We start from the raw sequence: 23,222 nt of genomic DNA on the forward strand, positions 1-23,222 counted from the left end.
TTGAACATGCCGACCAATCAGCAAAGCCTGTTCGACGCTGAGCCCGAGGCCTGGGAAGTCGATGCCGCGGAGTTGCACACCGTCGCCTCGGTCGTCCTGCCGACCGGGCCGAAAGGGCCATTCGACTATCTTGTGCCCGCAGCGCTGGCTGACTCCCAGCAGCCGCAGCAGTTCTTAGAGCCTGGGCGGCGCGTGCGCGTCCCCTTTGGTCGTGGCGACCGAACGGTCACCGGGTATTGCGTTGAAGTAGGCGTCAAGCGCGTCGAAGCCAATCGCTTGAAGACGGTCGCCGAAGTCGTCGACTCGCGGGCATTGCTCTCTGCCCCGATGCTCCGGCTCACGCGCTGGATGGCCGACTACTATCTCTGCCCGTGGGGGCAGGTCCTCGAAGCAGTCGTTCCCGCAGGCGTACGCGGGATGGCGGGGACGCGCGAGGTGAATTTCTTCACTGCAATCCCGGGCGCGCTGGCGAAGTTCAGCGCTTTGAAGCTGCGCTCCGCCCAACAGCGGAAGGCATTGGAAACACTGGCAGCCAGCAATCGGCCGTTGACCGCGCCCGAGATCGCGGAAGCCGCCGACTGCTCTTTGGCGCCCATTAAGGGACTGGTCAAGCATGGTTTGATCGAAGCTATAAGAATGCGCGTCGCCACCGACAGCCAGTCCGCGGACGCCATTGGCCGCGAGTCGCCGCTGGAATTGAATTCGGACCAGGAAGCTGCCTTCCGGAGAATTAAATCGGCCCTCGACGCGGGCAAGGCCAGCGGAATCGTCCTCCACGGAGTCACCGGCAGCGGCAAGACCGAGGTCTATCTCCAGGCAATTGAGCATGTGGCTAGCTTTCGACGCCAAGCCATCGTCCTCGTGCCCGAGATCAGCTTGACGCCGCAGACGGTGAGGCGGTTTCGGGCCCGGTTCGATCGCGTGGCGGTCCTGCACAGTCACCTCACCGACGCGGAGCGTCATCAGCATTGGCAGAGCATCGCCCGCGGAGAGGTCGAAGTGATCGTCGGGGCGCGCAGCGCCATCTTTGCGCCGACTCCGCATCTCGGTCTGATCGTAATCGACGAAGAACACGAAACAACCTTTAAGCAAGATCAAGCGCCTCGCTATCATGCGCGAGACGTGGCTTGGCAACGGGCCCAGGCGGAACATATCCCGCTGATCCTGGGCAGCGCGACCCCTTCGCTCGAAGCATGGGTTCGCGCACAACGCGGCGAATTTGAGAAAATCTCGCTGCCCAAGCGAGTGATGAACTTGCCGCTCCCCGACGTGATGACGATCGATATGCGCGACCCGGCGCAAACTCGCTTTGGTCACGGGGCGATCACGCGTCCTCTGCACCAGGCCATGGTTGAAGCCCTGCGCGGCGGCGGACAAGTCATCCTGCTCCTCAACCGACGCGGCTTCTCGACCCATATCCAATGCCCCGCGTGCGGATTCGTCCTGAAGTGCGACCACTGCGATCTCGCGCTGACGTATCACCGACAGCACAATACGGCGCTTTGCCATTACTGCGACCACGAAGTGCCGCCGCCACGCGCTTGCCCCGACTGTAAGTCCCCGGCCATCCGCTACGGCGGGGTCGGCACGCAAAAGCTTGAGGAAGAAGTTCGCTCGCGCTTCCCCGATTACAAGTGCGCGCGAATGGACGTCGACTCGATGCGTCAGCGCGGCAGCCACGAGAACGTGTTGTCCGCTTTTCAGCGCGGCGAGTTTAACATCCTGCTTGGCACGCAGATGATCGCCAAAGGACTCGATTTCCCAAACGTGACGCTCGTGGGCGTGATCAACGCTGACACGGCGCTCCATCTGCCGGATTTTCGGGCAGCGGAGCGGACGTTTCAGTTGGTGGCGCAAGTGGCGGGGCGTACCGGTCGCGGCAAACGAGGCGGACGCGTCCTTGTGCAAACACTGAACCCGGAACATCCCGCCATCGTCGCGGCGGCGCGCCACGACTATGCACGGTTCGCCGATCATGAACTGGCGACGCGGCGGGCCGCTCACTACCCGCCATTCGGGGCGATGATTCGCCTCATCATCCGCGGCCCAGCGGAGGCGACGGCCCGTGAGACGGCTCAGGCGTTGGGCGAGAGGATGCGTGCCGCCGTCGCCAGCAACGGCGTTTCGGGCGCGCGCGTCATCGGTCCCGGGGTCGCGCCAATCGCTCGTTTGCGAGGCGAGTTCCGCTTCCACTTGCAGATTCAGGGGCCCGAAGGAGCGGCCCTGAAGCAAGCGGTTCGGGACGCAGCCCAGGGCTTCGCAGCGCCCGACGGGGTTCGCTGGATTGCCGACGTCGACCCTTGGGACATGCAATAACGCTCTTGCCCCACGTCGCAAGAGCGGGCGATGTGCTTGATCTTGGCCCTTGCCGCAAACCCGCTCTACAATGAAGCCAGCGCCGCAACGCGGCCTCCGGTTTGTCATCGCCCGCCGCTGATCCCTTACCACCGTTTCATCGCCATGAGCTATCGCAGTTTCAAACGCGCTCTCGGCGAGACGAATCTCGAGCGGAAGTGCCGGCTCCTGTTCGGCACCTGTCTGCTGGTGCTCATTTCGGGAAGCTTCTGGTGGTACAGCACAGCGACCGACAAGATCGTCTACGAGTACTTGAACCGCTTTGTCGGCAAGGCGTTGGTAGATTACGCGATGCTCGACGCACACAAGAACATCGTCGGGACGCCGATGTCCGAGAACGCGCCGCGGATGGACGAACTCGATAAGCAAGCCAACGAATCGTTGGCGGAATTGTTTCGCAGTCGGCAGATTACCTGGGAGACTCGCTACCCGAACAACCCTGCAAACGCGAAGCGGCCCGACGAACAGTTCGAACTGGAGTGGATGAGCGAGTGGGCCGATTTCGCCGACGAGATGCGCTCAAAACGGGCTTTTGACGACGCCGGCATCGAACAGTCGCTGGAAGATCCTGACAATCAGCTGTGGCACGAAAGCCCATCGAGCGGCGGGGGCGCCTACGTCTACTATCAACCCGTCTTCGCAAAGAATGGCTGCGTGGGATGTCACAAGCAGAAAGGTCTCAGCGAACTGGTGCTGCCCGAACTAAAGCAGGGCGACCTGATGGCCGTGTTCCGCGTGACGATGGACACGAAAGATACCCAGTACGCCCAAGCGAAAAACCGCTCCTTGCTGATTACGCTTGGGGTGATCACCGTCTTCCTGGCGATGGCGGCCCTTTACGTGATCGTGCGGTACATCATCGTCAAACCGCTGGCACACCTCCGCGAAGTCGCTGACGCGATTCGCCGCGGCGACGTCGAGCAGCGTGCCGTCATTCATACGGGCGACGAGTTTGAGGAGCTTGGCGCCGCGTTCAACCGGATGCTGCGGCAGCTGCTGCGGCAGCAGGATCAGCTGCGCAGCGTGAACGACGAACTCGACGGCAAGATCGACGAGCTGGCGCAAGTGAATATGCGGCTCTTCGAGATGAATCAAGTGAAGAGCGACTTCCTTGCGACGGTAAGTCATGAGCTGCGTACTCCGCTCAACAGCATTTTGGGGTTCAGCGACTTGCTTGCCAAAGTGAAGACGCTGGATGATAAGCAGCGACGGTACGCGGCGAATATCGAACGCTCCGGTCGGCAGTTGCTCGACATGATCAACGACATTCTCGATCTGGCGAAGATCGAGAGTGGTCGCATGGAGGTGCGGGCCAGCGAGTTCGACATTGGCGCCGTCGTGCTGACCCAGTGCGATCTGGCCCGCCCGCTCAGCGAAAAAAAGCATATCGAACTTGACTGCGAAATCGCTCCCGGCCTGCCGCCGATCCGGCAAGATCGCGGGAAGATCGAGCAGATTCTCAATAACCTGCTCTCGAATGCCATCAAGTTCACGCCCGACGGCGGCCGGATCCATGTCTCCGCCCGGCGCGATCGGCGCGACGATTTGCGGCTCAGCGTCGCCGACACTGGCGTCGGCATCAGCGACTCGGAGCAGGTCACCGTCTTCGAGAAGTTCCGCCAGGGTTCCAATGTGCTCGCCGGCGGCAATGCGATGACGCGGGAGTACTCTGGCAGTGGACTGGGTTTATCGATCGTTCGCGAACTCTGCCGGCTGCTCGGCGGCGACGTCACGCTGGAAAGCGAATTGGGCAAGGGGAGCGAGTTCACGGTGATCCTCCCGTGGAGCGTTGCGGAGCCTAACCGCATCGAATCGCCGCTGGCGGACGAGCTGCGGCAACTCGCCAAGTCTCGCAGCGAGAGCCCGCTTGCCGCGGTGGGCGGACCGAATGCGGACGGCAGCGACCTTTAATTGACTGCCTGACGCTTTGCGGGGAAGCTATCCGGGCCATACGCGCTTTCATCCGCACCGATTCACCTTCGCTCTGCACATGACCAAGCCCTCCGAAGTTCTCCTCTATACCGACGGCGCCTGCAGCGGTAACCCGGGTCCCGGCGGGTGGGCGTTCCTGATGATTCACCCGGCCACCGGCAAGGAATTGGAGCGATCGGGCGCCGAGCGCGAAACCACCAACAACCGCATGGAACTGCGGGCCGTCATTGAGGGACTGTCGGCCCTCAAACGCCCGACGCGAGTCGAAGTCTTCACCGATAGCGTGTATGTCGGCAAAGGAATCTCCGAATACATGCCGAAATGGAAGGCCAATGGCTGGCGGCGCAAAGAGGGGACGAAGTTCGCAGAACTGAAGAACGCGGAACTCTGGCAGCGGCTCGATCAACTGCTGGCGACTCATCAGGTGAAGTACACCCGCGTTGCCGGCCACAGCGGGCACGTTGAGAACGATCGCGTCGACGGCATGGCCGTTGAGGCGTATCGGAAGTTGTTGGGCCGGTAGTTCGGATTTGGGCATATTCTTCCGTTCGTCCCTGCTCCCGGTTTGAAGAACCGGGGGCTAAAATAATGCGGTACATGCGTTAATATGCGGGGCATGGATTCGCCTTCGAACCCGCCGCACTCCCCTGCCCCGTTGGACGACGTCAAGCGTCGGCTGGCGACGCCGGTCGAGTTCATTCGCGGCGTCGGCCCGGGGCGGGCCCAGCTGCTGGAACGGCTGGGGCTCCGCACGGCGAATCACCTTCTGTTCAACTTCCCGCGAGACTATCAGGATCTCTCTGACGAACGTGCGATCGAGAATCTCCAGGAAGGGCAGTTGCAGAGCGTGCGAGGCGTCGTCACGGAAGTCGCGGCCACATCGAGCGGGTTTGGCAAAAGCCGCGTGGCCGTTCTCATTGCCGACGGCACGGGGCACTTGCGGGGCGTCTGGTACAACCAACCGTTCATGCGCGAGCGGTTCCGTGAGGGAATGACCGTCCTGCTCACGGCGACGCCGAAGCTGAAGGGGCTGATGTGGGAGATGTCGCACCCGCTAGTGACCACGCTTGCCAGCGACGAGGCCAAGATCGACGCGAAGTTGCTGCCGGTCTACAGTCTGACGGAAGGTTTGTCGCAGTATCACATGCGACGCATCGAACAGTCGGCCGTTACGGAGTTCGCCGATCAGCTGGAGGAGGTATTTCCCCCGGCCCTCCTGAAGCGGTTCCAGTTGACGCCCCTGGTCGAGTCAGTGCGGGCTATCCATCAGCCGGCTGATCGGGAGGAGTTGGAACGGGCTCGGCGGCGCTTTGTGTTCCAGGAACTATTCGTATTGCAGCTGGCGCTCTCCATCCGTCGGAGCGAGCAGCGGCAGCTGAAGGCGTATGAACTCCCGGCGACGCCAAGGATCGACGCTCGGATCCGCCGGTTGTTGCCGTTTGAACTGACGGAGAGTCAGGCCAAGGCCATCACGGAGATCTCAGCGGACCTGGCCCTCGACCGGCCGATGAACCGGCTGCTCCAGGGCGACGTCGGCAGCGGCAAGACGATCGTGGCCCTTTACGCGATGCTTGTGTGCGTGGCGAACGGTCGGCAGGCGGCGCTGATGGCGCCTACCGAAATTCTCGCTCGCCAGCACGCGGAGACGTTGGCAAAGCTGCTCGAAGAGAGCCGCGTCGAGTGGGCGCTGCTGACTGGCGGCGCCACCCGGTCGGAGCGCGACGACGTCCTGCGGCGATTGGCGGACGGGTCGCTGAACCTCGTCATCGGCACCCACGCCGTCGTCCAGGAAGACGTAAAGTTCAAAGAACTGGGCCTTGTGGTCGTCGACGAACAGCACAAGTTCGGCGTGCGGCAACGCTCGGCGCTGCGGCAGGGAGACGTGGCGCCCCACTACCTGGTGATGACGGCGACGCCCATCCCGCGGACGCTTAGCATGACGTTGTTCGGCGACCTCGATATCTCGACGCTCCAGTCGGCGCCGGCCGGGCGGCAGCCGATCAACACTTACCTCGTCGAAGCGGACCGGGAGGCGAAGTGGTGGCACTTCGTTCGCGAACGCCTCAACGAAGGTCGCCAGGCGTTCGTCGTCGCGCCGCTCGTCGACGAGTCGGAGAACGTCGCGGCTCCGAGCGTCGCGGAAGCGTTTGAACGGCTCACCAACGGCGAACTCGCGGCGTTCCGGGTCGGTCTGCTGCACGGACGGCTGACTTCCCCCGAAAAACAGGATGTGATGGAACGCTTTCGCCGCGGCGAACTGCAGGTGCTCATCAGCACGACCGTCATCGAAGTCGGCGTCGACGTCCCGAACGCCTCCGTGATGACCGTCGTCGGCGCCGATCGCTTCGGGCTCGCACAGCTGCATCAGCTACGCGGCCGCGTCGGTCGCGGCAGCCGGGCCGGGTACTGCGGCATCCTGCTCGGCGAGACGAACGAAGCGGCCCGCGAGCGGCTCGACGCCTTCGCCAAGTCGACCGACGGCTTTGCGCTGGCGGAGCTCGACTTCGCGTTGCGCGGTCCCGGCGACTTGTTCGGCACGCAGCAGCATGGCATGCCGCCGCTGCGGATCGCGAACCTCATGACCGATCGCGATGTGCTCGAAGAGGCCCGCCGCGAGGCTCAACTGCTGGTCGCCGCCGATCCTGGGCTGAAGCACGCTGACAACGCCCGGCTGCGACAGCAGATGCTCACCCGTTACGGCAAGGCGTTGGAGCTCGGCGACGTCGGTTGAGGTCAAGCCCCTACTATTGGCCACCCCCACTGGCGAAGGGGTTTTGCTTTTGCTGCAGGCCGCGGGGGGCCCCACTAACGTGCCGCAAAAGTCGCGGCCAACGTCGCACTCGCGGCGACGTTTTACTCGATAATTGCCGAGTGAAACCGCGTTTCGGCGGTTCGATTGTTGCGAGAATTTTGCGTTTTTCCAAATTGTGGAAAGACATGCAAAAGTCGCAAAAGTCGCAACCCGGAACGGTAGTGCCGCGTGCAGTGCGCGCGAGAGTGCGGATTGCATTGTCAAAGAGCGGCCTGCGACGACGTTGAGATGACGGCGCGCAGGGAAAAAGCGCAACATAGCAGGTGGCGCGGCCAATTTCCGTAGTGGTGCGGCGAAAATCCCGCACAAGAGCGTCGTGCGGTACTCCCGAAGCGCGGTGCCGCGACGTTGATTCACGACTGCAAGAATGCCTTGCTGTTCACGTAGCAGCGTGAAGTCGGGGTTCGCCTCTTCGCGACGGCGCGCGTCGCGGTCGCCCCGACGAAAGCCATGGTCGCGGCCAGACAAAGGCTGGCCGGTTCGGGAACGGGGTCAAAGCGAATTACGGAAACGTCGCCGTCAGCGTTGATATAGGTGTTAACCGTTCGAAACTGCGTGGCTACGACAAAGACACGGCCGGCCGCGTCGACCGCCAACCCCGCGGCGGATTCTGTTGCTTCCGTTCCCCAATGTTCGAACCACAATAGTTGGCCCGCAGGGCTAAACTTCGCCCAAAATGCGTCATAATCTCCGGCGTCTACTCCGTTGACGACTCGATTCATTCCCCCGCAAATGTAAATGTTTCCCTGGGAGTCCAGGGTAACGTCATTGGCGGTACTTTGCGCGACGGACGGAAGGAGCTGGCTCCAGAGTAGCGTGCCATCCAGATCATGTCTGGCGACGACGGCCTTTCCTCCGATGAAAGGCAAGCCGTTGACGTAGGCGAAATCGGAAATGCCCGCAGCGTAAACGTCTCCGTCGGCGTCGGAAGCGACCCCAAAGAGGTCAGTATGCAGCGTGGGGGATGAGGAGTAATTTGGTTTTGTAAACCACTGGATTTGACCAGCGTCGTCAAGCCGCGCCAGCCCGCCGTCAATGGTTCCGCCGAACCCTAGATAAATGCCGTGGCCCGGGCTAATCGCCATCGACGCCGGGGAGGAATTGAGCGCGGGATCGGCGTATTGCTGCAACCATAGCAGCACGCCATTTGGGTCGTACTTCGCGACGAAGGGGTCGTAGCCGTGCTTGCCCGCGCCGGTGAGGTCTCCCGTCGTGGATCCGCTGACATAGGCGTTTCCAGATCCGTCCACAGCCAGGCTCTTTCCGAATTCATTGTCGGAAGTCCCTAAGTGACGCTCCCAGAGCCGCGTTCCGCCATTGGAAAATTTGATGAGGAACGATTCGGCGCCGGCGGAGTAGCGATAAGTCTCCCCGGCGATGAACACATTGCCTGACGCGTCAACGCCCACGTCGGCGACGTGGTCGAGCCCGCGAGTCGTATAGGCGTAACTCAGCCATTCCCGGTTGCCAGCGGGATCGAATTTTGCCGCGACGCCGCCCTCGTACAACGACGTAGGCGGCGAGCCATACACGTCTCGGGTCGCTCCGCCGACATACGGATTTCCCCCAGCATCGAGCGTAATATCAGCAGCGCTGTCCTGTCTGTCGAGCCAACCGTCCGCCGTCCACGCTCGTTGGTACTGGGCGAAAGCCTGATTGGCGACAACGACAACGAGGCAAGCCGTCGCGCGGAGCGCGATCAACGACGTTTTATGCAACTTCATGAGCAATCCCCAGTGGTGTCAATGCGAGCCGCGGCCGGAATGAACTGGATGGAACCGGTACTCTTCACCGACCAGTCCCCTGTGGGCGGGGAGCCTAAACCCGTTCCAGATCGGAGCGCGTATCATCATAGGGTCGCATGCGGCAGCGTTGCAAGCAATTGGCGGGACCGTTTTATCGTCTCGCACGGGTTTTCGAACGCTGAGCGAATTGAGATTTGTCCCGCCTTTTAGCTCTGAAGGCGAGGCAGGCCTACGCGAAGAATGGCGGAAACGACGCAGGCCGTGAAGGCGTGGCGGCTAGTGGAATGAACCGCGAAGGCACTTCAGCGCGAAAGAAAGCGGCGCGAAGTAGGCGACGAGCCGTTTGCGTTTGCATCGCTAAGCGGCTTTGCGAGGGTTCGCCTGGTCGCTGAAGCGACTCAGGCTGAGGAGGGCGTCGTCATCCTGAGCGGAGCGAGGGACCCGGAACTCTGCTCGGATCTTGCAGCCCCGGGCTCCGCCCGGGGGTAGGTTTCCATTACGGTACGCGCCGTCGCGCGTGTCGCTACCCCCCGGCGGAGCCGGGGGCTAAAGCGCTTCGCTATCGCTTTAAGTGATGCTACGGCGAACAGAAAGCTACCAATGGTCCCCATCATTCGCCGGAGAGGTTGGCGGCTCGTTTGACGATCTCGACTAACTCGCGACGGTAGCCGTGGGGGTCGTGCGACTTGCTGGCGGCTTCCGCGATCTCGGCGGCGGCGGCGTAGGTGGCGTTGCCTTTGTGCTCCGAGTTCCGCAGCAGCATGCCGAAGCTGGCGACGGCGGAGGCGAATTTGAAGTCGTCGGTCGCTTGGGCGAAGGTTTGGCCGGCGTCGTTGATGGGGAATTCCAGCTTCGAACTAACGTCGCCGTCGGGGGCTTTGTAGCGGATTTTGAGCGTGAGGAGCTCGTCGCTGGCGGGTTGGTCTTTGTCGTCGGCAGCAGGCTCGTCGTTCTCCTTCTGCTCTGCGACTTTTTCTTCGGTCGTTACTGCCTGGGGGGCGTATTTCAGTTCGTCGACGGCCGCTGACGCGACCGGCTCACCGACGGGAACGATTTCGTAGAGGGCCGTGACGGTGTGCCCGGCGCCGATCTCGCCGGCGTCTTTCTTGTCGTCGTTGAAGTCCTCAGCGGCGAGGACGCGGTTCTCGTAGCCGATGAGGCGATAGCCGGCGACCTTTTCGGGGTTGAATTCGACCTGGATCTTCACGTCCTTGGCGATGGTCACGAGCGTGCCGGTCATTTCCTCGACGAGAACTTTTTTGGCTTCTCGTTGCGTATCGATGTAGTGGTAGTTGCCGTTTCCTTTGTCGGCGACCTGCTCCATCATCGCGTCGTTGAGGTTGCCGCGACCGAAGCCGAGGACCGTCAGGAAGACGCCGGTTTCCTTGGCGTTGGTCTCGGCCAGCCGCTCGAGCTCGGCGGGGCTGGTGACGCCGACGTTGAAGTCGCCGTCGGTGCAAAGGATGACGCGGTTGACGGCGACCTTGATGAAGTTTTTCTGGGCCACTTGGTAGGCAAGTTGGATCCCCGCGCCGCCGGCGGTCGAGCCGCCGGCCCGCAACTGGTCGAGGGCGGCGAGGATTCTTGATTGATCCGTGCCAAGCGTGCTCTCGAGGGCGAGCCCTTCGCTGGAGGCGTAGACGACGATCGCGACGCGGTCGTTTTCACCGAGCTCGCGGGTGAGTTGCTTCATCCCCTCGACGAGCAGCGGCAGCTTGTTTGGTTCGTTCATCGAGCCGGAGACGTCGATCAGGAAGACGAGATTCGACAGCGGACGTTGGGTCCGCTCGATCTCGCGACCCTTGATGCCGACGCGGACGAGGCGATGCTCGGGCGCCCAGGGGCAGCCGGCGACTTCGACGTTGGCGGCGAACGGCACGTCGCCGGTCGGCGGCGTGTAGTCGTAGTCGAAGTAGTTGACCAGTTCCTCGATCCGCACGGCGTCGGGCGGGGGCAGCTGGTGCGACTGCGTGAGAAACTGGCGGACGTTGGCGTAGCTGGCGGTGTCGACGTCGATCGAGAAGGTGCTGAGGCGATGATCGGTGTTGGCGGCGGTGACGGGGAGGAAGGGGTTGTCGTTGATGCGGGCGTATTGGTCGCGATTTGTTGCCTGGTTGTGCCACGCTGAGGTTTCGGTGCTGTAGGCATCGTTGATCAATCCTTGCAGGCCAACCTCTTTGCCGTATGCGTTTACGCTCGCTTTCCCGTCGCCACTGAAATACGAATTGCGATAAGGCGTAGTGAGCCCTCCCTCCATGGGCTGGTTGTGGGGCGGTGCATCGTTGTGCTGCCAGGGCAACGCCACCCAAGTGGACCCAAGCGAATGGCCACCGGCTGATGCGCCAGTCGGCGCCGATGCCGGGCTAACGGCTGGAACGCCAGTCGCTGCCGCCGCGGCGTACGGCGGCGCGTCAGTCGAGAAAGTCGAGTAGGTCGAAGGCGAGGTCTCAGGGTAGGGCTGAATAGGCGCGAAATTCTGTTGCGTCGGTGCGGGGCCGGCAGGTGCTGTAGCAGTGGCTGTTATCCCGTCTTGCAGCTGAGGCTCGCTTGCCTGGTCGTGCAACGAACGAGTGGCTAGGAACGTGTTTGTCGTGCCTTTTTCTTCGGAGGCTGCGAGCGGACTGGCAGCAAGCTCCCCTGGTACGTCGACGCCAAGTCGATGCTCCTCTTCTTCCTGGATAATGATGCGCGGCGTCACCTCCATCATGAGCGATTCGCTTCTTTCGCGCTGAGCTGTGAGTAGCTTGGTTGAATCATTCGGCGGCGAGTTGAGTACTTCGTTGCCGGAGGGACGCGGAGCGCTCGCCGCCTCGTAATCAAGAGGAACATCTGTCGTTCTTCGCGCGGTCCTGAGACCGTTAACCGTCAATGCCGGAATGGCAAACACGCCCGTGGCGATCAGCAGCGTGGCGGCGACCGCGTAGAACCGCCAAGAAACGCGTTGCTTCCGGGGCATTAGTGGAGTCGCCATGGTCGCCTCGCTGGTAGAAGGACGAATCGCGGGGTCGGTGGATGCACGCGTGAGAATCGCTTCGCTGAGATCAGGCGGCGTCTCGCCGCCGAGCCGTTCGCGTAGGGCGGCGTCGATCAGGCGATCGCGCAGCTCGTCGCGGTCGGGCGGTTGATGGTCGTGTTGGTTCATGCGATCACTCATGTCATTTCAGTTTCATTCGCCGCGGTCGGCTGGCGGCCGAGGCGGCGTTCGATGCAGTCCCGGAGTGCCGCGCGGGTACGCCGCAGCAGCGATTTCACGCCGTCGAGGCTCATCTCGAACTCCGCGGCTAGTTGGTCGCGGGTTTTGTCGTCGCGGTAGAACCGGTCGATCGCTTCGCGCGAGCGGCCGGCCAAGGTTTCGTAACACTGGCTCAGGGCGTCGAGGAACTCGTTCAGCGCGCCGTCGGTCGTCGCGGCGGCCCAGACTTCTTCGGCCGCGGCGAGGTCGACGGTGCCGACTTGCCTCCCCTGGCGGCGGCGCAGCATCAGCAGTTGGTTGCGGGCCGCCGTGCGGAGGTAGCCCGCCGTCTCGCCGCGACTCCGCTCCTCGAACGGCGTGCGGCCGACGGCGAGGAACGTTTCCTGGGTGAGATCGTCGGCGTCTTCAGTGCTGGCGCCGAGGAAGCGAAGGTAACGCCAGACGTCGGCCTGATGCTGGTGCACCAGTCGGGCGAGATCAAACGCTTGTTGGGGCGGATCACTCACAGCGGTCATGAAAGCTGTAGTGACGGGACGAGGGAGAGGGGGTGCAGGAAAAAGCTGAATGGGGAATGCTGAATGCGGAAGGGGGGATTTTGGGTGCCGGAGCGGCGAGGTTGGGTTTAGCTAGTAGAATGACTTGCACCTGCGTTATTAGATCACCTCAGGAACTACCCAAGCAGCAGGCAAATCGGGGAAGAGTCCCCACCATTCCCATCGTGCTTCTGCGTTTCCCGTCGGTCGCGATGCCAGCCCCCATTCAGGTGGATCAGGAAAGCCAAAGTACGTGTTTTGAATGAGGATCAGATCTTCGTCGTCGAATGTGGTCGCGTAAGAAATGTCGTTATCGACGAACCAATCCCGGTCCCGTCCAAAGATGCCATCCTCGGGGAATTCGTTCCAATCCACTTTCGTCCATACCAACGGCTTGAGCGCCCGTTGATGAAAGCCCTTCTCCTGCTCATCGACTTGAGGTCCCACGGCATTCCAGGGGATTGGCTCCCATTCGGGAAGGGCGCCGTCACGCTTGTTGATGCTAATTGGGCCGATCCACAAAACGTCTGGGCGAAAGAGCTGACTATCATGTCCGGTCACTTGGGGTAGTGCTCGCCCCTGTTGATATTCTCTATGTTGGCAACGAACCGTTCGAGATCGTCGCTTTCCGAAAAGTACCACTCATTGAACCCAAAATCATAGTCGGTTTTCGCCCACCAATGGGACATCCACTTGCCGACGTGAGAGTGGGGATCGACGCATTCGCATACGCGGTATTCGGAGTCGCGCTGAAGGCACTGGCCATCGCCGGGGCCGAAGTTTTGCCAGCACCAACGGTTCGCGTAGTCTAGTTCGGGATACGCAACCTGCAGCATCACGCTGTAGGGAAACCGCGACAGATGTATGTTGCGATCGGCTGTTTCGGCAGCGCGGTCCTGGACGGAAGTGAATTCGTCGTCGAGGTATTCTTCGAAACTCGAGATTACGACAGAGCGGTGGCTCATCGATTTAAAGTGAGAAGATTGGCGGGAGGCGAGTCGCATCGCATGAGTTCGCTTGACCGCTGAAGCGACTCACGTTGAATTTGGAATTATTCACGCTTAACGTCATTTCCGATTTCAGCCACATCGATGACAAACGCGACGATCTGCAGTCCGGCGTTGACGTCTGAGATCAAATAGCCGCCTTCATCGCGGAGTTGGACTTCGATCTGAGCGTCGCTCCAGGCAGTCAACGCACTGATTGACTCCACATCCCCACATCGCAAATGCAAGCTTCCTGCTCGAGAAGATGAGGTTAAGCGAATGGTCAGACTTTTGTGCGAGACCGTGTACTCCCACAGTTTGGCATCGGCTCCCCTCCATCGCGAAAGAAGCGGCGTGACGTGCCTCAAATTGGGATGGGGGTGTTCCATCGTCGTGGCCGAATAGTCGCTCAATCCTCCGCCAGCATCTCTTGTAGCTTGCCAAGCGAGCGTGACAGCATCACGCGGATGGCGCCGTCGGTCTTGCCGAGTTTTTGGGCGATCTCTTTGGAAGGCAATCCCACCAAGTAACGGAGCCGGATCGCTTCGCGCTGTTCTTCGGGGAGGGTGTCGAGCGCGGCGAGGACGCGAAGTTGGCGCTGGTCGCGGGAGAAGGCGGCGCTGGGGGTGGTCATGCTGGCGGCGAGGAGATTCGCCAGGCCGCCGGCGGCTTCGCTTCCGTCGGGGATGGCGGCCTCGCGGGAGGCGTCCCGCTTTTGGCTGGCGAAGTGGCGGCGGTGGGCGTCGATGATTTTTCGTTCGCAGATCTGGAAGAGCCAGTGAAGCGGGTCCCAGGTGTCGAGCGGCGCCTTGTCGAGCGAGCGGCAGGCTTCGAGGCAGGCATCCTGGAGGATGTCTTCGGCCTCGGTTTTTTTCGCGAGGTGCGCGCCGATGCGGCTGTGGAGAAATGCCATCAGCGAGGAGCGGTTGGCTTCGACGAATTCGGCGAGGGCGGCTTCGTCGCCCGATCGAAGGCGGTCGAGAAGTTGCTTATCATGGAGGGAATCGTCGGCGGACATAGCGGCGCCTCGGGGGCAGTTGAAGGTCCTTCGCGGGGAAACAGCAACGGAATTCGATAGGAAGTCGACAGTTTGAGCAAGCGGCGGCGTGGGGTAAGCTTGGAGGGTGGCGCTTCCTTGTCTGGCGTCGCGGCGGCCTCGGCCCGCATGGTCTACCGGCGAAGCCGATCGCTTTGAAAATTATCATGTTTTCCGAAGATTCCCATTCTAGCTCGGTTGGCCGCGCTTCGCAGGATGACGAAGCGTTGTGGGAGGTTCTCGCCGAGCGAATCGACGCGTTCGCGGCGGCGTGGGACAGTGCGTCGTTGCACGATGGAGCGCCATTGCCGCGGATCGATGAGTTTGCGGCGGATCTGGATGCTGGCGCCGTGCGGCAGGTGCTGGTGGAACTGGCGAAGCTCGACATCGAGCGGCGGTGGCAAGAGAATCGGCAGCCGCAACATATTGAATGGTACGTGCAGCAGTTCCCCGCGCTGGCGCCGATCGCCAAGCTGCCGGCAGACCTCATCTATGAAGAACTGCAGGCGCGGATGGCCGCAGGCTTGCCAATCTATCACGAGGAGTTGCAGCAGCGATTTCCCGTGCAATGCGAGTCGCTGCTGCGGCTAGTGGGGGGGATGGCGATCACCGGTTCGCCCACGGCGACGTATTTCGCCGACACCGTCGTGGAACGCGAGGACGGGAAGGGGAACGGCGATCAAGCACCGCCGAAGCCAAAGGCGAGCTTTGCGTCGTTCGCCCATCTGAAGCCAGGCGACCAACTCGACGATTTTCAGTTGCTGACGCCGCTCGGGAGCGGGGCGTTTGCGCGGGTGTTCCTTGCGCGGCAGGTGTCGATGGAGCGGTTGGTGGCGCTGAAGATCTCAGCCCATACCGGCAGCGAGCCGCAGACGCTGGCGCAACTCGATCATCCGCATGTAGTGCGGGTGTTCGATCAACGCTCGTGCAGCGAACCGCCGGCGCGGTTGCTGTACATGGAAGTCGTTTCCGGCGGCACGTTGCAGGACGTGATTGCGCGGGCGCGAAATTCGTATGACGGCAAACCGAGCGGGTCGCTGTTGCTTGCGGCCATCGACGAGCGGCTAAGTGCCTGCGGGACGCCGATTCCCGAGAGTTCCAAGTCGCGCGATTGGATCGAAGACGCCGAGTGGCCGGAAGTGGTTTGCCGGCTGGGGGCCGAATTGTGCGAGGGATTGGCCTACGCACATTCGCGCGGCGTGCTGCATCGGGACATCAAGCCGGCCAACGTGCTGCTCTCGGCCGAGGCGCGGCCGAAGTTGGCCGATTTCAACGTGAGCTACAACGGCGGGCGTTCGGACGAGAATCCGGAGGATACGTTTGGCGGGTCGCTGGCATATATGTCGCCGGAGCAATTGGAGGCGTGCCACCCGCTTTTGGGCGGCTCGCCGCGGATGGTGCGCGAGACCAGCGACGTTTACGCAGTCGGCGTGATGCTGTGGGAGCTCTTGGCAGGTCGCCGGCCGTTCCGCGACGAGCAGTTGCCGTCGGGAGGAAACGGCTCGCTTGTGCGGCTGCAGCGGATGATCGAGGCGCGGCAGCGCGTTGATTTCGACCAACTGGCGGAGCAATTGCCGAACGACTGTCCTGCGTCGCTCCGAGCCGTGCTGGAAAAGGCGCTCGCCCCGGCGAAGGAGGATCGCTACCAATCGGCCGAGGCGCTGGCGCGCGCCCTGCGGATGTGTCTCAATCCGCGCTGCTGGGCGCTGTTGCAGGAGCCGAAGGGACGCTTTGGGCGGTTCGTCGTCAAGCACCCGATCGTATCGGTGATCCTGGCGGGGTTGATTCCGAACGTGATCACGGCCGTGTTCAATCTGATGTACAACATGTACCGGTTTGAAAACGACCGCGAACTGCAGGAAACGTCCGTCCAGTTCTGGAAGGTCGTCAATTGGGTCAACCCGATTGCCTTTTCCATTGGCATCGCGATTGGGACCTGGGCGGCGCTGAAGACCTTTCAGCTGCTGCGAAGCGAGAAACCTGGCGAGGCGCTGGAGGGAACGTCGCGCGTGCTGCGGTTCGGTCAGTTCGTCGCGATCATGTTGCTGGCGATTTGGTCAGCCTCGGGAATCGCCTTTCCGCTTTCGATCGGCGAATTCGGCGCGCACTCGCTGGACTTCTACTTGCACTTCTTTTTGTCGTTGGCATTGTGCGGGATCGTGGCGACGACCTATCCGTACATGCTGATTACAGCGTTGGCCGTGAGGTACTTCGTCCCGGCACTGGTGCGCAACGGCGTGATTCCTGGACCGCGGCGAGTCGATCTCCTGCAGACGGCGCGGCGAAATAAGTTCTTCCTAATGACGTCGATTCTGGTGCCGATGCTGGGGATCTGGCTGGTCGTGGCGTTCGTGAAGAACGACGCCAACGGGATGCGAGATCAGAAGGACTGGGCCCTGTTGGCGGTGAGCGGCGGCGGGGCCGCAGGCTTTCTGATTATGATCGCGCTGGAGCGGCTGATCGGCCTCGATCTGGCGGCGCTGGGGCACATCGCCATCGACGAACCGCGGGGCGGCGGGTCGATGCGGTCGAGTCAGGGGCGGTCGAAACGTTCGCGCCGGTGAGCCAACGGCCCTCCCCTCATCGCGGGAGGGAGCCAGCGCTCGGTCAAATGGAGTCGGCGAGCGCCGCGGCGGCCTCGTTGACGCTGACGAGCGATGTCCCTAGCGCCAGAGAACGCCGGGGACGGCGGTCGAAGCGAACTGGAAATACCCATTCGCGTGGAGGTATTCGCTCTGCCAGAGGCCGGGGGCGCGACCGACGTCGGCGACGCAAGTACCAGTGGAAAAGACGTTCGCGGCCTCGGCCTGATAGAACGTGCCATCGAGCGTGACGCCGTCGACGCGGAGGTTGCGATCAACTCCCGTCGAGGAGTTGCCGTCGTTGGCATAGGCGACGCGGATTTGACTGATGGGGATTGCCGTCGGCGACGCGTACAAGAGTGCTACGAATTTGCGAATCGCAGTTGTCTGGGTGAAAGTGAATGGAGTGGGCAGAGTGAGATAGCGGTTAGGGGCTCGCGCCGGGTGAAGCGTTTACGCCGCAAAAGAAGGCGAAATCGTCATCGCGCGGCAGGGCGAGGCTTCGGACTTGCAGGAAGCAAAAGCAGCGGCAATACGCCAGTTGACCGCCGGCGATTGAGATCGCTACCTAGCCGGTTGGCACTGGGGGCACCAACAGGTAGTGCGGCCCGCTTCGCCTTGGCGGCGGAGACGGATCGCCGTGCCGCACTTGGGGCAAGGCGTGCCGGAGCGGTTGTAGACCCAGTGACGTCCCGCATCGCTGCCAAAGCGAGTGGTGCGCCGCGGGCCGCCAAGATTGCGAACCATCAGCGCTCGGCCTTTGTGCAGCATGCGCTGCAGCTCGTCGTCGCTGAACCGTTCGACCGGGGCGAACGGGTCGAAGCCCATGATGAAGAGCAGCTCCGCCTTATAGATGTTGCCGACGCCGCAAAGGAGTCGCTGGTTCATCACCGCTTCGCCCAGCGGCGTCTCGTTGCGCGTGCGAAGGTTCGCCAGCGCTGCCTCAACGTCGAATTTACCGTCGGCGGCAATGTCGGGCCCGAGCTTTGGCAGGTGGGGATGTCGGCGCAGCTGATCGGCGGTCAGCAGCTCCAACTGTTTCGGCGAGAAGCAGATCACGTCGAGCTGGTTAATGCGCAGGGTAAGGGCAGCGTAGTGTTCTGGCTTGCGCCACTTCTGGCCGACGTGGTAAATGTGCCAAGAGCCAGTCATGCCCATGTGAGAGTGGATCGCATCACTCGTCGAGAGGTGCATGAGCAGATGCTTGCCGCGGGCCTCGACCTGAGTGACGACCGCGCCAATCAGTCGCTCGACCTCGAAGTGAGGATCGCGCAAGCGGGCCTCCGCGATCGTTCCCCCTTCCATGGCCGGCCGGAGCGTGACAGCCGACCGATAGATCGTATCTCCTTCAGGCATGCGCGGCGGCTCCTTCGAAGGCATGGTGGTCGGGGCCACGGTGAAGGTAGCCGTGGCTGGTGGGGCTGAACCCGTGCCGAGCGAAGACTTTTGCCAGTGGCGAAAGGCCGGCCGCCTCGCCGTCGATCTGGGCGATCATCACCGGCACGCCGCGCTTGCCTAAATTTGCGAGTGAACGGACCAGTTTTTCGTGCCACATCGCGGCGTCGCTGGGATCCTCAGGGGCAAAGGTCAGCAAATGGTTGCCCGCGCGACCGAGATAGCCAATCAGTTTGCCATCGAGCAGAAAGACGCGAGCGCCGCCGCCGCGCTGCGGCTGCAAGCTGTCGACCTGGGTCGGCGGCCATTTGACGATTGAGCCGTAGGCGTTGGCCGGATCGGAGGCCGCGAGCACGATGACGTTATCGACATGCGCTTCGACGATGGCGGGCGCGCGGCGCAGGAGTTCGTCGCTGCCGGCGGAAGCGAACTGAGCTCCCCCCATGCCGGCGACGAAGTAGCCGCGGCGAATGCGGCCCGTCTCTTCCATCGCTCGCAGGATGGGGTAAAGCGCGGCAAAGCCGCCGTCGACTAACTCTCGAGTGATGGCGGGACGCACGAGCACGCCGTAGCGGCGCAGGAGTTGTTCCGTGATCGCGGTTTGCCGTTGCGTGAGCGTCCGCTGACCTTCGTCCCCATAATTGATGAGCGACCAACGTCCCTCACTGCCGGGAAGGCGCGCGAGTCGGCGCGAGCGAAATGCACGTCGACCGCGACGTCGGCCGCGCGAGCGCGATGTGGAGTGCGTTGCCGAGGCCGCGGCGCCGCGGAGCGACCGTAGCGGGGCGAGGGCGTCGTTCGTGACTTCGCCGTTCCAGACAAGCTGCCACAGCGCTTCGAGCACGTCGTTGCGAAACTCGTCGAGCGCGGCCGCGATATCGTCAAAGAAAATGGCGCCTTTCGTCGCGAGGAGCTCGCGAACGCGCGCGGCGAGCGGCGCGTCGAGCGCTGCGGGCCCCGGCGCGAGCAACGGCAGGGCGTGGGCGAGGTAGAGGGCAATGCGGCCGTCGTTCGGGCCCACGCTTTCGATGCCGCGCCACACGACTTCGCCGGCGGTGGTCAGCTCATCCAAATCGCCCGAAAGGTAGTCGGCGAGCCGCGACGGCAAAATCATCTCTTCGAGGTCGGACGCCAACAGGGGAGCTCCCTGCAGCTGTTCAACGACGTCGAGCAGTCCGTCGAGTCCCTGTCGCGGCCGCTCGATTCCTTGCCAGCTCGGGAGGAAGCGTGCGAGGGCCTCGGGCGGAGCGGGTTCGATTTGTTTGCGGAGGCGGGCCAGCGATTTCGACTTCAGCCGGCGCAGCACGCCGGCGTCGCACCATTCGCGACCCGTGCCGCCCGGTAAGAACTCGCCGAGCACGAGACGATTGCGCTGCAGCAACGCCTCCAGTGCCGGAGAGATTGCCGCCTCTCCCAGGCCGAGTCGTGCGGCCGCCTCCACCGCGCGGAAGGGGCCATGCGTCCGCGCATAGCGAGCGACGAGATTGCCGAGCGGATCGTCGCCCGTTTCCAAAAAGGCCTCCGGAAGCCCGGGCGGCAGCGCGACGCCAAGGGCGTCGCGATAGCGAGCGGCTTCTTCGGCGGCGATGTAGCGTCGCTCGCCCGCGATGCGTACGCGCACGATGCGGCGGGTGGCCGTGAGCTCGGAGAGCCAGCGCTCGAGCTGACCCAGCGCGACGGCATCTTCGGGACAGCGGGCCGCCACTTCCTCCTCATTGAGATCGCCCAAATGCAGCAGCAGATCGTGGACGCCATCCGGGCCGGTCGTGAATCGCTGGTCGAGACGCTGCAGCTCCAACAGCAAGGAGTCGATCGCCTCGGGGTCAAGCAGTTCGCGATAGTCGGTCGTGCCGAGCAGTTCGCGCAGTTGGGCGTGGTCGAGCGCGAGCGCCGCGGCGCGACGCTCAGCGAGGGGTGCATCGCCCTGGTAGAGGAAGTTGGCCGTGTAGTTGAACATCAACGACGAGGCAAACGGCGAGGGAGTCGGCGATTCGACCTGATGGACTCGAATCGACTGCCGCTCAATGTCCGTGAGGATCTGCTTCAGTCCCGGCACGTCAAAGACGTCGCGCAGGCATTCGCGATACGTTTCAAGCATGATGGGGAAGCGCTCGTAACGCGACGCGACCGCCAGCAGATCGGCCGACTTGCGCCGCTGCATCCAAAGGGGCGTGCGGCGATTCGGCTGACGGCGCGGCAGGAGCAGCGCACGAGCGGCGTTCTCCCGAAAGCGGGCGGCGAACATGGCCGTGGAGCCGAGTTCGCGGACGAGTTGGTCTTCGACTTCGCCGGAGGCGGGGAAGAGCATCTCGAAGCGGGGCGCCTGCTCGCATTCCGGCAGTCGAAACACCATGCCGTCGTCAGACCACATGAAATCGACCTCGAGACCCGTCTCGGCGCGCAGGCGGCTGGCGACAGTCATTGCCCAGGGGGCGTGAACGCGGCTGCCGAAAGGCGAGAGAATACACGTTCGCCAGTCGCCGAGTTCATCGAGAAACGATTCGACGACAATGCAGTGATCGCTGGGGAGCTCGGCGGTCGCTTCGCGCTGGTCTTCGACATAGCGCAGCAGGTTGTCGGTTGCTTGGCCGTCGAGACGGCAAGAGTCTTGAAGCAGCGTCACCGCTTCGTCGTGCGGCGAGCGCACAAGCTGACGCGAGAGCTCGCCGATCGCGCGGCCGAAGTCGAGCGGCCGCCCGGGGCCATCGCCGCGCCAGAAAGGCATCTTGCCTGGTTCGCCGGGGGCCGGGGCGACCAAGACGCGGTCGCGGGTGATCTCCAGCACCCGCCACGACGAGGCGCCCAGCAGGAACACGTCGCCGGCGTGCGTCTCAAAAACCATCTCTTCGTCGAGCTCGCCGACGCGCGTCCCGTTGCCGCCGACGTCGCCGGCGAGATAGACGCCGTACAAACCGCGGTCGGGAATCGTGCCGCCGTTCAGGACGGCGAGCCGTTGGGACGATTTACGGGGCGTCAGTTGGCCGCTCAAGCGGTCCCAGGTGATGCGTGGCCGCAGTTCGGAGAATTCGTCCGACGGGTAACGCCCCGAGAGCATGTCCAGAACGCCGTCGAATGACGAGCGCGGCAGGTCGTGGAACGGCGCCGCGCCGCGGACGGCGGCGTAGAGCTCATCGACCGAAATCGGATCCATCGCGACCATGGCGACGATCTGTTGGGCCAGAACGTCGAGCGGGTTGCGCGGGTAGCGGGTCGATTCGACGTCGCCCCGAATCATCCGCTGCGTCGCGGCGCTGCAGGCGAGCAGGTCCCCGCGGTATTTGGGGAAGATGACGCCGCTCGACGGGGCGCCGACGCTATGGCCGGCGCGCCCGATGCGCTGCATGCCCGACGCGACTGATGGCGGGGCCTCGATCTGGATGACCAGGTCGACGGCGCCCATGTCGACGCCGAGCTCCATCGACGACGTGGCGATGATTGCCGGCAAGTCGCCGCGCTTCAGGCGGTCTTCGATCTCGACGCGCTTCGCCCGTGCGATCGAACCATGATGGGCCTGGGCGATTTCCTCCTCGGCCAACTCGTTAATTGCTGCGGCTAGCCGTTCGGCCAGGCGACGGCTGTTGACGAAGACCATGGTGGAGCGATGGCTGCGGATCAATTCCACCAACCGCGGATGGATGGTCGGCCAGATCGACGCGTACGACGGTCCGGCCGAGGCGGGGCCTGTCTGGATCTCCAGCGGTTGGCTCAGCCGCGCCATGTCCTCAGCCGGGGTCTCGATGCGCAGGTCGAGCTGCTTTGGCTCGCTGGCGTCGATGATTTCCACGGCGCGGGGCCGTACCGGAACGTCGGCCTTGGCGTCGGCCTCGGCGCCGCCGAGCAGGCGGGCGATTTCTTCGAGCGGCCGTTGCGTCGCTGAGAGGCCGATGCGCTGCAGCGGCGCTCGCTGGGCATCTTGTGCGCCCCGCAGACGCTCCAGCCGCTCCAGGCTGAGGAAGAGATGAACGCCGCGCTTGGTGGCGGCCACGGCGTGGATTTCGTCAATGATGACGGTTTCGACGTTGCAGAGAATGTCGCGCGACTTCGACGTGAGGAGGAGATACAGCGACTCCGGCGTTGTGATCAAAATCTCCGGCGGATGACGGACGATGTCGCGGCGGTCGGCCGCGGAAGTATCGCCGGAGCGGACGGCGACCTTGGGGGCGATAAACTCGTGGCCATGACGTTCGGCGACCGCCTGGATACCCACGAGCGGCGTGCGGAGATTGCGGTCAACGTCCACCGCCAGCGCTTTCAGCGGCGAGATGTAGAGGATGCGAACTCCTACGGACGGCGATTCCTGAATCGCCGGACCCTTCCTGGAGACGCGCGCCTTCGGTCGTTTTGGCGCTAACGCGCCGACCGCCGACGGGCCGGGCAACGGATGAAACATCAACCGGTCGATCGCCGCCAAAAACGCCGCCAGCGTTTTGCCCGAACCCGTCGGCGCCAGCAACAGGGCGCTCTTGCCCGCGGCTAGCACGGGCCATGCCTCGCGCTGAATGCGCGTCGGCGTTTCGAGCGCGTCGCCGAACCATGATTGCGTTGCCGAGTGGAACGACGCCATTCCTGCCAGCGTCTTTGGGGGCGTCTTCGTACTCGGCATCGTTAATCTCGGCTTCCAGCGGCAAGTTACCGGCAGATTTTACGCAACAT

Annotated in this window: 15 protein-coding genes; 5 read left to right on the forward strand and 10 right to left on the reverse strand. The window is 63.1% G+C overall.

From position 1 onward, the window contains the following. Nucleotides 1-6: 6 nt before the first annotated feature. The 4 genes from priA (at nucleotide 7) to recG (ending at nucleotide 7,018) form a co-directional block, all read left to right on the forward strand. On the forward strand, nucleotides 7-2,316 hold the full coding sequence (gene priA, locus I41_RS05650; protein WP_145431618.1) for a replication restart helicase PriA: 2,310 nt from the start codon (nucleotides 7-9) through the stop codon (nucleotides 2,314-2,316). 144 nt (nucleotides 2,317-2,460) lie between these two features. After that, nucleotides 2,461-4,266: an ATP-binding protein gene (locus I41_RS05655; RefSeq protein ID WP_145431619.1), complete on the forward strand. Its 1,806-nt coding sequence runs from the start codon at nucleotides 2,461-2,463 to the stop codon at nucleotides 4,264-4,266. A 79-nt stretch (nucleotides 4,267-4,345) separates the two neighbouring features. Next, a complete protein-coding gene (rnhA, locus tag I41_RS05660) occupies nucleotides 4,346-4,810 on the forward strand; it encodes a ribonuclease HI (protein WP_145431620.1) in 465 nt (154 codons plus the stop codon). A gap of 132 nt (nucleotides 4,811-4,942) precedes the next feature. Continuing rightward, nucleotides 4,943-7,018 carry an ATP-dependent DNA helicase RecG gene (gene recG, locus I41_RS05665; RefSeq protein WP_246133811.1) on the forward strand — a complete coding sequence of 692 codons (2,076 nt, stop codon included), beginning with the start codon at nucleotides 4,943-4,945 and terminating at the stop codon, nucleotides 7,016-7,018. A 434-nt stretch (nucleotides 7,019-7,452) separates the two neighbouring features. Here recG and I41_RS05670 read toward each other — a convergent pair whose 3' ends face one another. The 7 genes from I41_RS05670 to I41_RS05700 all read right to left on the reverse strand — a co-directional run bounded on the left by I41_RS05670 (nucleotide 7,453) and on the right by I41_RS05700 (nucleotide 14,574). Further along, nucleotides 7,453-8,823 carry an SBBP repeat-containing protein gene (locus I41_RS05670; protein ID WP_145431622.1) on the reverse strand — a complete coding sequence of 457 codons (1,371 nt, stop codon included), beginning with the start codon at nucleotides 8,821-8,823 and terminating at the stop codon, nucleotides 7,453-7,455. Between the two features lie 631 nt (nucleotides 8,824-9,454). Next, nucleotides 9,455-11,986 carry a vWA domain-containing protein gene (locus I41_RS05675; RefSeq protein ID WP_246133812.1) on the reverse strand — a complete coding sequence of 844 codons (2,532 nt, stop codon included), beginning with the start codon at nucleotides 11,984-11,986 and terminating at the stop codon, nucleotides 9,455-9,457. Nucleotides 11,987-11,994: 8 nt separating this feature from the next. Continuing rightward, nucleotides 11,995-12,552, reverse strand: a complete 558-nt coding sequence (locus I41_RS05680; RefSeq protein WP_145431624.1) for an RNA polymerase sigma factor — start codon at nucleotides 12,550-12,552, stop codon at nucleotides 11,995-11,997. Between the two features lie 138 nt (nucleotides 12,553-12,690). After that, complete coding sequence (locus I41_RS05685) at nucleotides 12,691-13,092, reverse strand: hypothetical protein (RefSeq protein WP_145431625.1); 402 nt, start codon at nucleotides 13,090-13,092, stop codon at nucleotides 12,691-12,693. Between the two features lie 35 nt (nucleotides 13,093-13,127). After that, nucleotides 13,128-13,535 (reverse strand): hypothetical protein, encoded by a 408-nt coding sequence (locus I41_RS05690; RefSeq protein ID WP_145431626.1) that lies wholly within the window; start codon nucleotides 13,533-13,535, stop codon nucleotides 13,128-13,130. An 86-nt stretch (nucleotides 13,536-13,621) separates the two neighbouring features. Further along, complete coding sequence (locus I41_RS05695; protein WP_145431627.1) at nucleotides 13,622-13,945, reverse strand: hypothetical protein; 324 nt, start codon at nucleotides 13,943-13,945, stop codon at nucleotides 13,622-13,624. A 20-nt stretch (nucleotides 13,946-13,965) separates the two neighbouring features. Beyond that, a complete protein-coding gene (locus I41_RS05700) occupies nucleotides 13,966-14,574 on the reverse strand; it encodes a sigma-70 family RNA polymerase sigma factor (protein WP_145431628.1) in 609 nt (202 codons plus the stop codon). Between the two features lie 185 nt (nucleotides 14,575-14,759). Here I41_RS05700 and I41_RS05705 point away from each other — a divergent pair, with 185 nt between their 5' ends. After that, a complete protein-coding gene (locus tag I41_RS05705) occupies nucleotides 14,760-17,156 on the forward strand; it encodes a serine/threonine-protein kinase (protein ID WP_145431629.1) in 2,397 nt (798 codons plus the stop codon). 99 nt (nucleotides 17,157-17,255) lie between these two features. Here I41_RS05705 and I41_RS05710 read toward each other — a convergent pair whose 3' ends face one another. From I41_RS05710 to I41_RS05720, 3 genes are all read right to left on the reverse strand, one after another. Beyond that, nucleotides 17,256-17,588 (reverse strand): carbohydrate-binding domain-containing protein, encoded by a 333-nt coding sequence (locus I41_RS05710; RefSeq protein WP_145431630.1) that lies wholly within the window; start codon nucleotides 17,586-17,588, stop codon nucleotides 17,256-17,258. Nucleotides 17,589-17,738: 150 nt separating this feature from the next. Next, nucleotides 17,739-18,530: an Fpg/Nei family DNA glycosylase gene (locus tag I41_RS05715; RefSeq protein WP_168206717.1), complete on the reverse strand. Its 792-nt coding sequence runs from the start codon at nucleotides 18,528-18,530 to the stop codon at nucleotides 17,739-17,741. Next, nucleotides 18,523-23,172, reverse strand: a complete 4,650-nt coding sequence (locus tag I41_RS05720; protein WP_145431632.1) for a DEAD/DEAH box helicase — start codon at nucleotides 23,170-23,172, stop codon at nucleotides 18,523-18,525. Before I41_RS05720 ends, I41_RS05715 begins: the two co-directional genes overlap by 8 nt. Between the last annotated feature and the right edge of the window lie 50 nt (nucleotides 23,173-23,222).

It is taken from the genome of Lacipirellula limnantheis (assembly GCF_007746075.1).
In the GTDB taxonomy this organism is placed as follows: Bacteria; Planctomycetota; Planctomycetia; order Pirellulales; family Lacipirellulaceae; genus Lacipirellula; species Lacipirellula limnantheis.

Bases quoted from the DNA above. Each gene is read 5' to 3' on its own strand.
- I41_RS05715 (WP_168206717.1), bottom strand. From the start codon at position 18,530: ATGCCTGAAGGAGATACGATCTATCGGTCGGCTGTCACGCTCCGGCCG.
- I41_RS05680 (WP_145431624.1), bottom strand. From the start codon at position 12,552: ATGACCGCTGTGAGTGATCCGCCCCAACAAGCGTTTGATCTCGCCCGA.
- I41_RS05675 (WP_246133812.1), bottom strand. From the start codon at position 11,986: ATGAACCAACACGACCATCAACCGCCCGACCGCGACGAGCTGCGCGAT.
- I41_RS05695 (WP_145431627.1), bottom strand. From the start codon at position 13,945: ATGGAACACCCCCATCCCAATTTGAGGCACGTCACGCCGCTTCTTTCG.
- rnhA (WP_145431620.1), top strand. From the start codon at position 4,346: ATGACCAAGCCCTCCGAAGTTCTCCTCTATACCGACGGCGCCTGCAGC.
- priA (WP_145431618.1), top strand. From the start codon at position 7: ATGCCGACCAATCAGCAAAGCCTGTTCGACGCTGAGCCCGAGGCCTGG.
- I41_RS05690 (WP_145431626.1), bottom strand. From the start codon at position 13,535: ATGAGCCACCGCTCTGTCGTAATCTCGAGTTTCGAAGAATACCTCGAC.
- I41_RS05720 (WP_145431632.1), bottom strand. From the start codon at position 23,172: ATGCCGAGTACGAAGACGCCCCCAAAGACGCTGGCAGGAATGGCGTCG.
- I41_RS05655 (WP_145431619.1), top strand. From the start codon at position 2,461: ATGAGCTATCGCAGTTTCAAACGCGCTCTCGGCGAGACGAATCTCGAG.
- I41_RS05670 (WP_145431622.1), bottom strand. From the start codon at position 8,823: ATGAAGTTGCATAAAACGTCGTTGATCGCGCTCCGCGCGACGGCTTGC.
- I41_RS05700 (WP_145431628.1), bottom strand. From the start codon at position 14,574: ATGTCCGCCGACGATTCCCTCCATGATAAGCAACTTCTCGACCGCCTT.
- I41_RS05705 (WP_145431629.1), top strand. From the start codon at position 14,760: ATGTTTTCCGAAGATTCCCATTCTAGCTCGGTTGGCCGCGCTTCGCAG.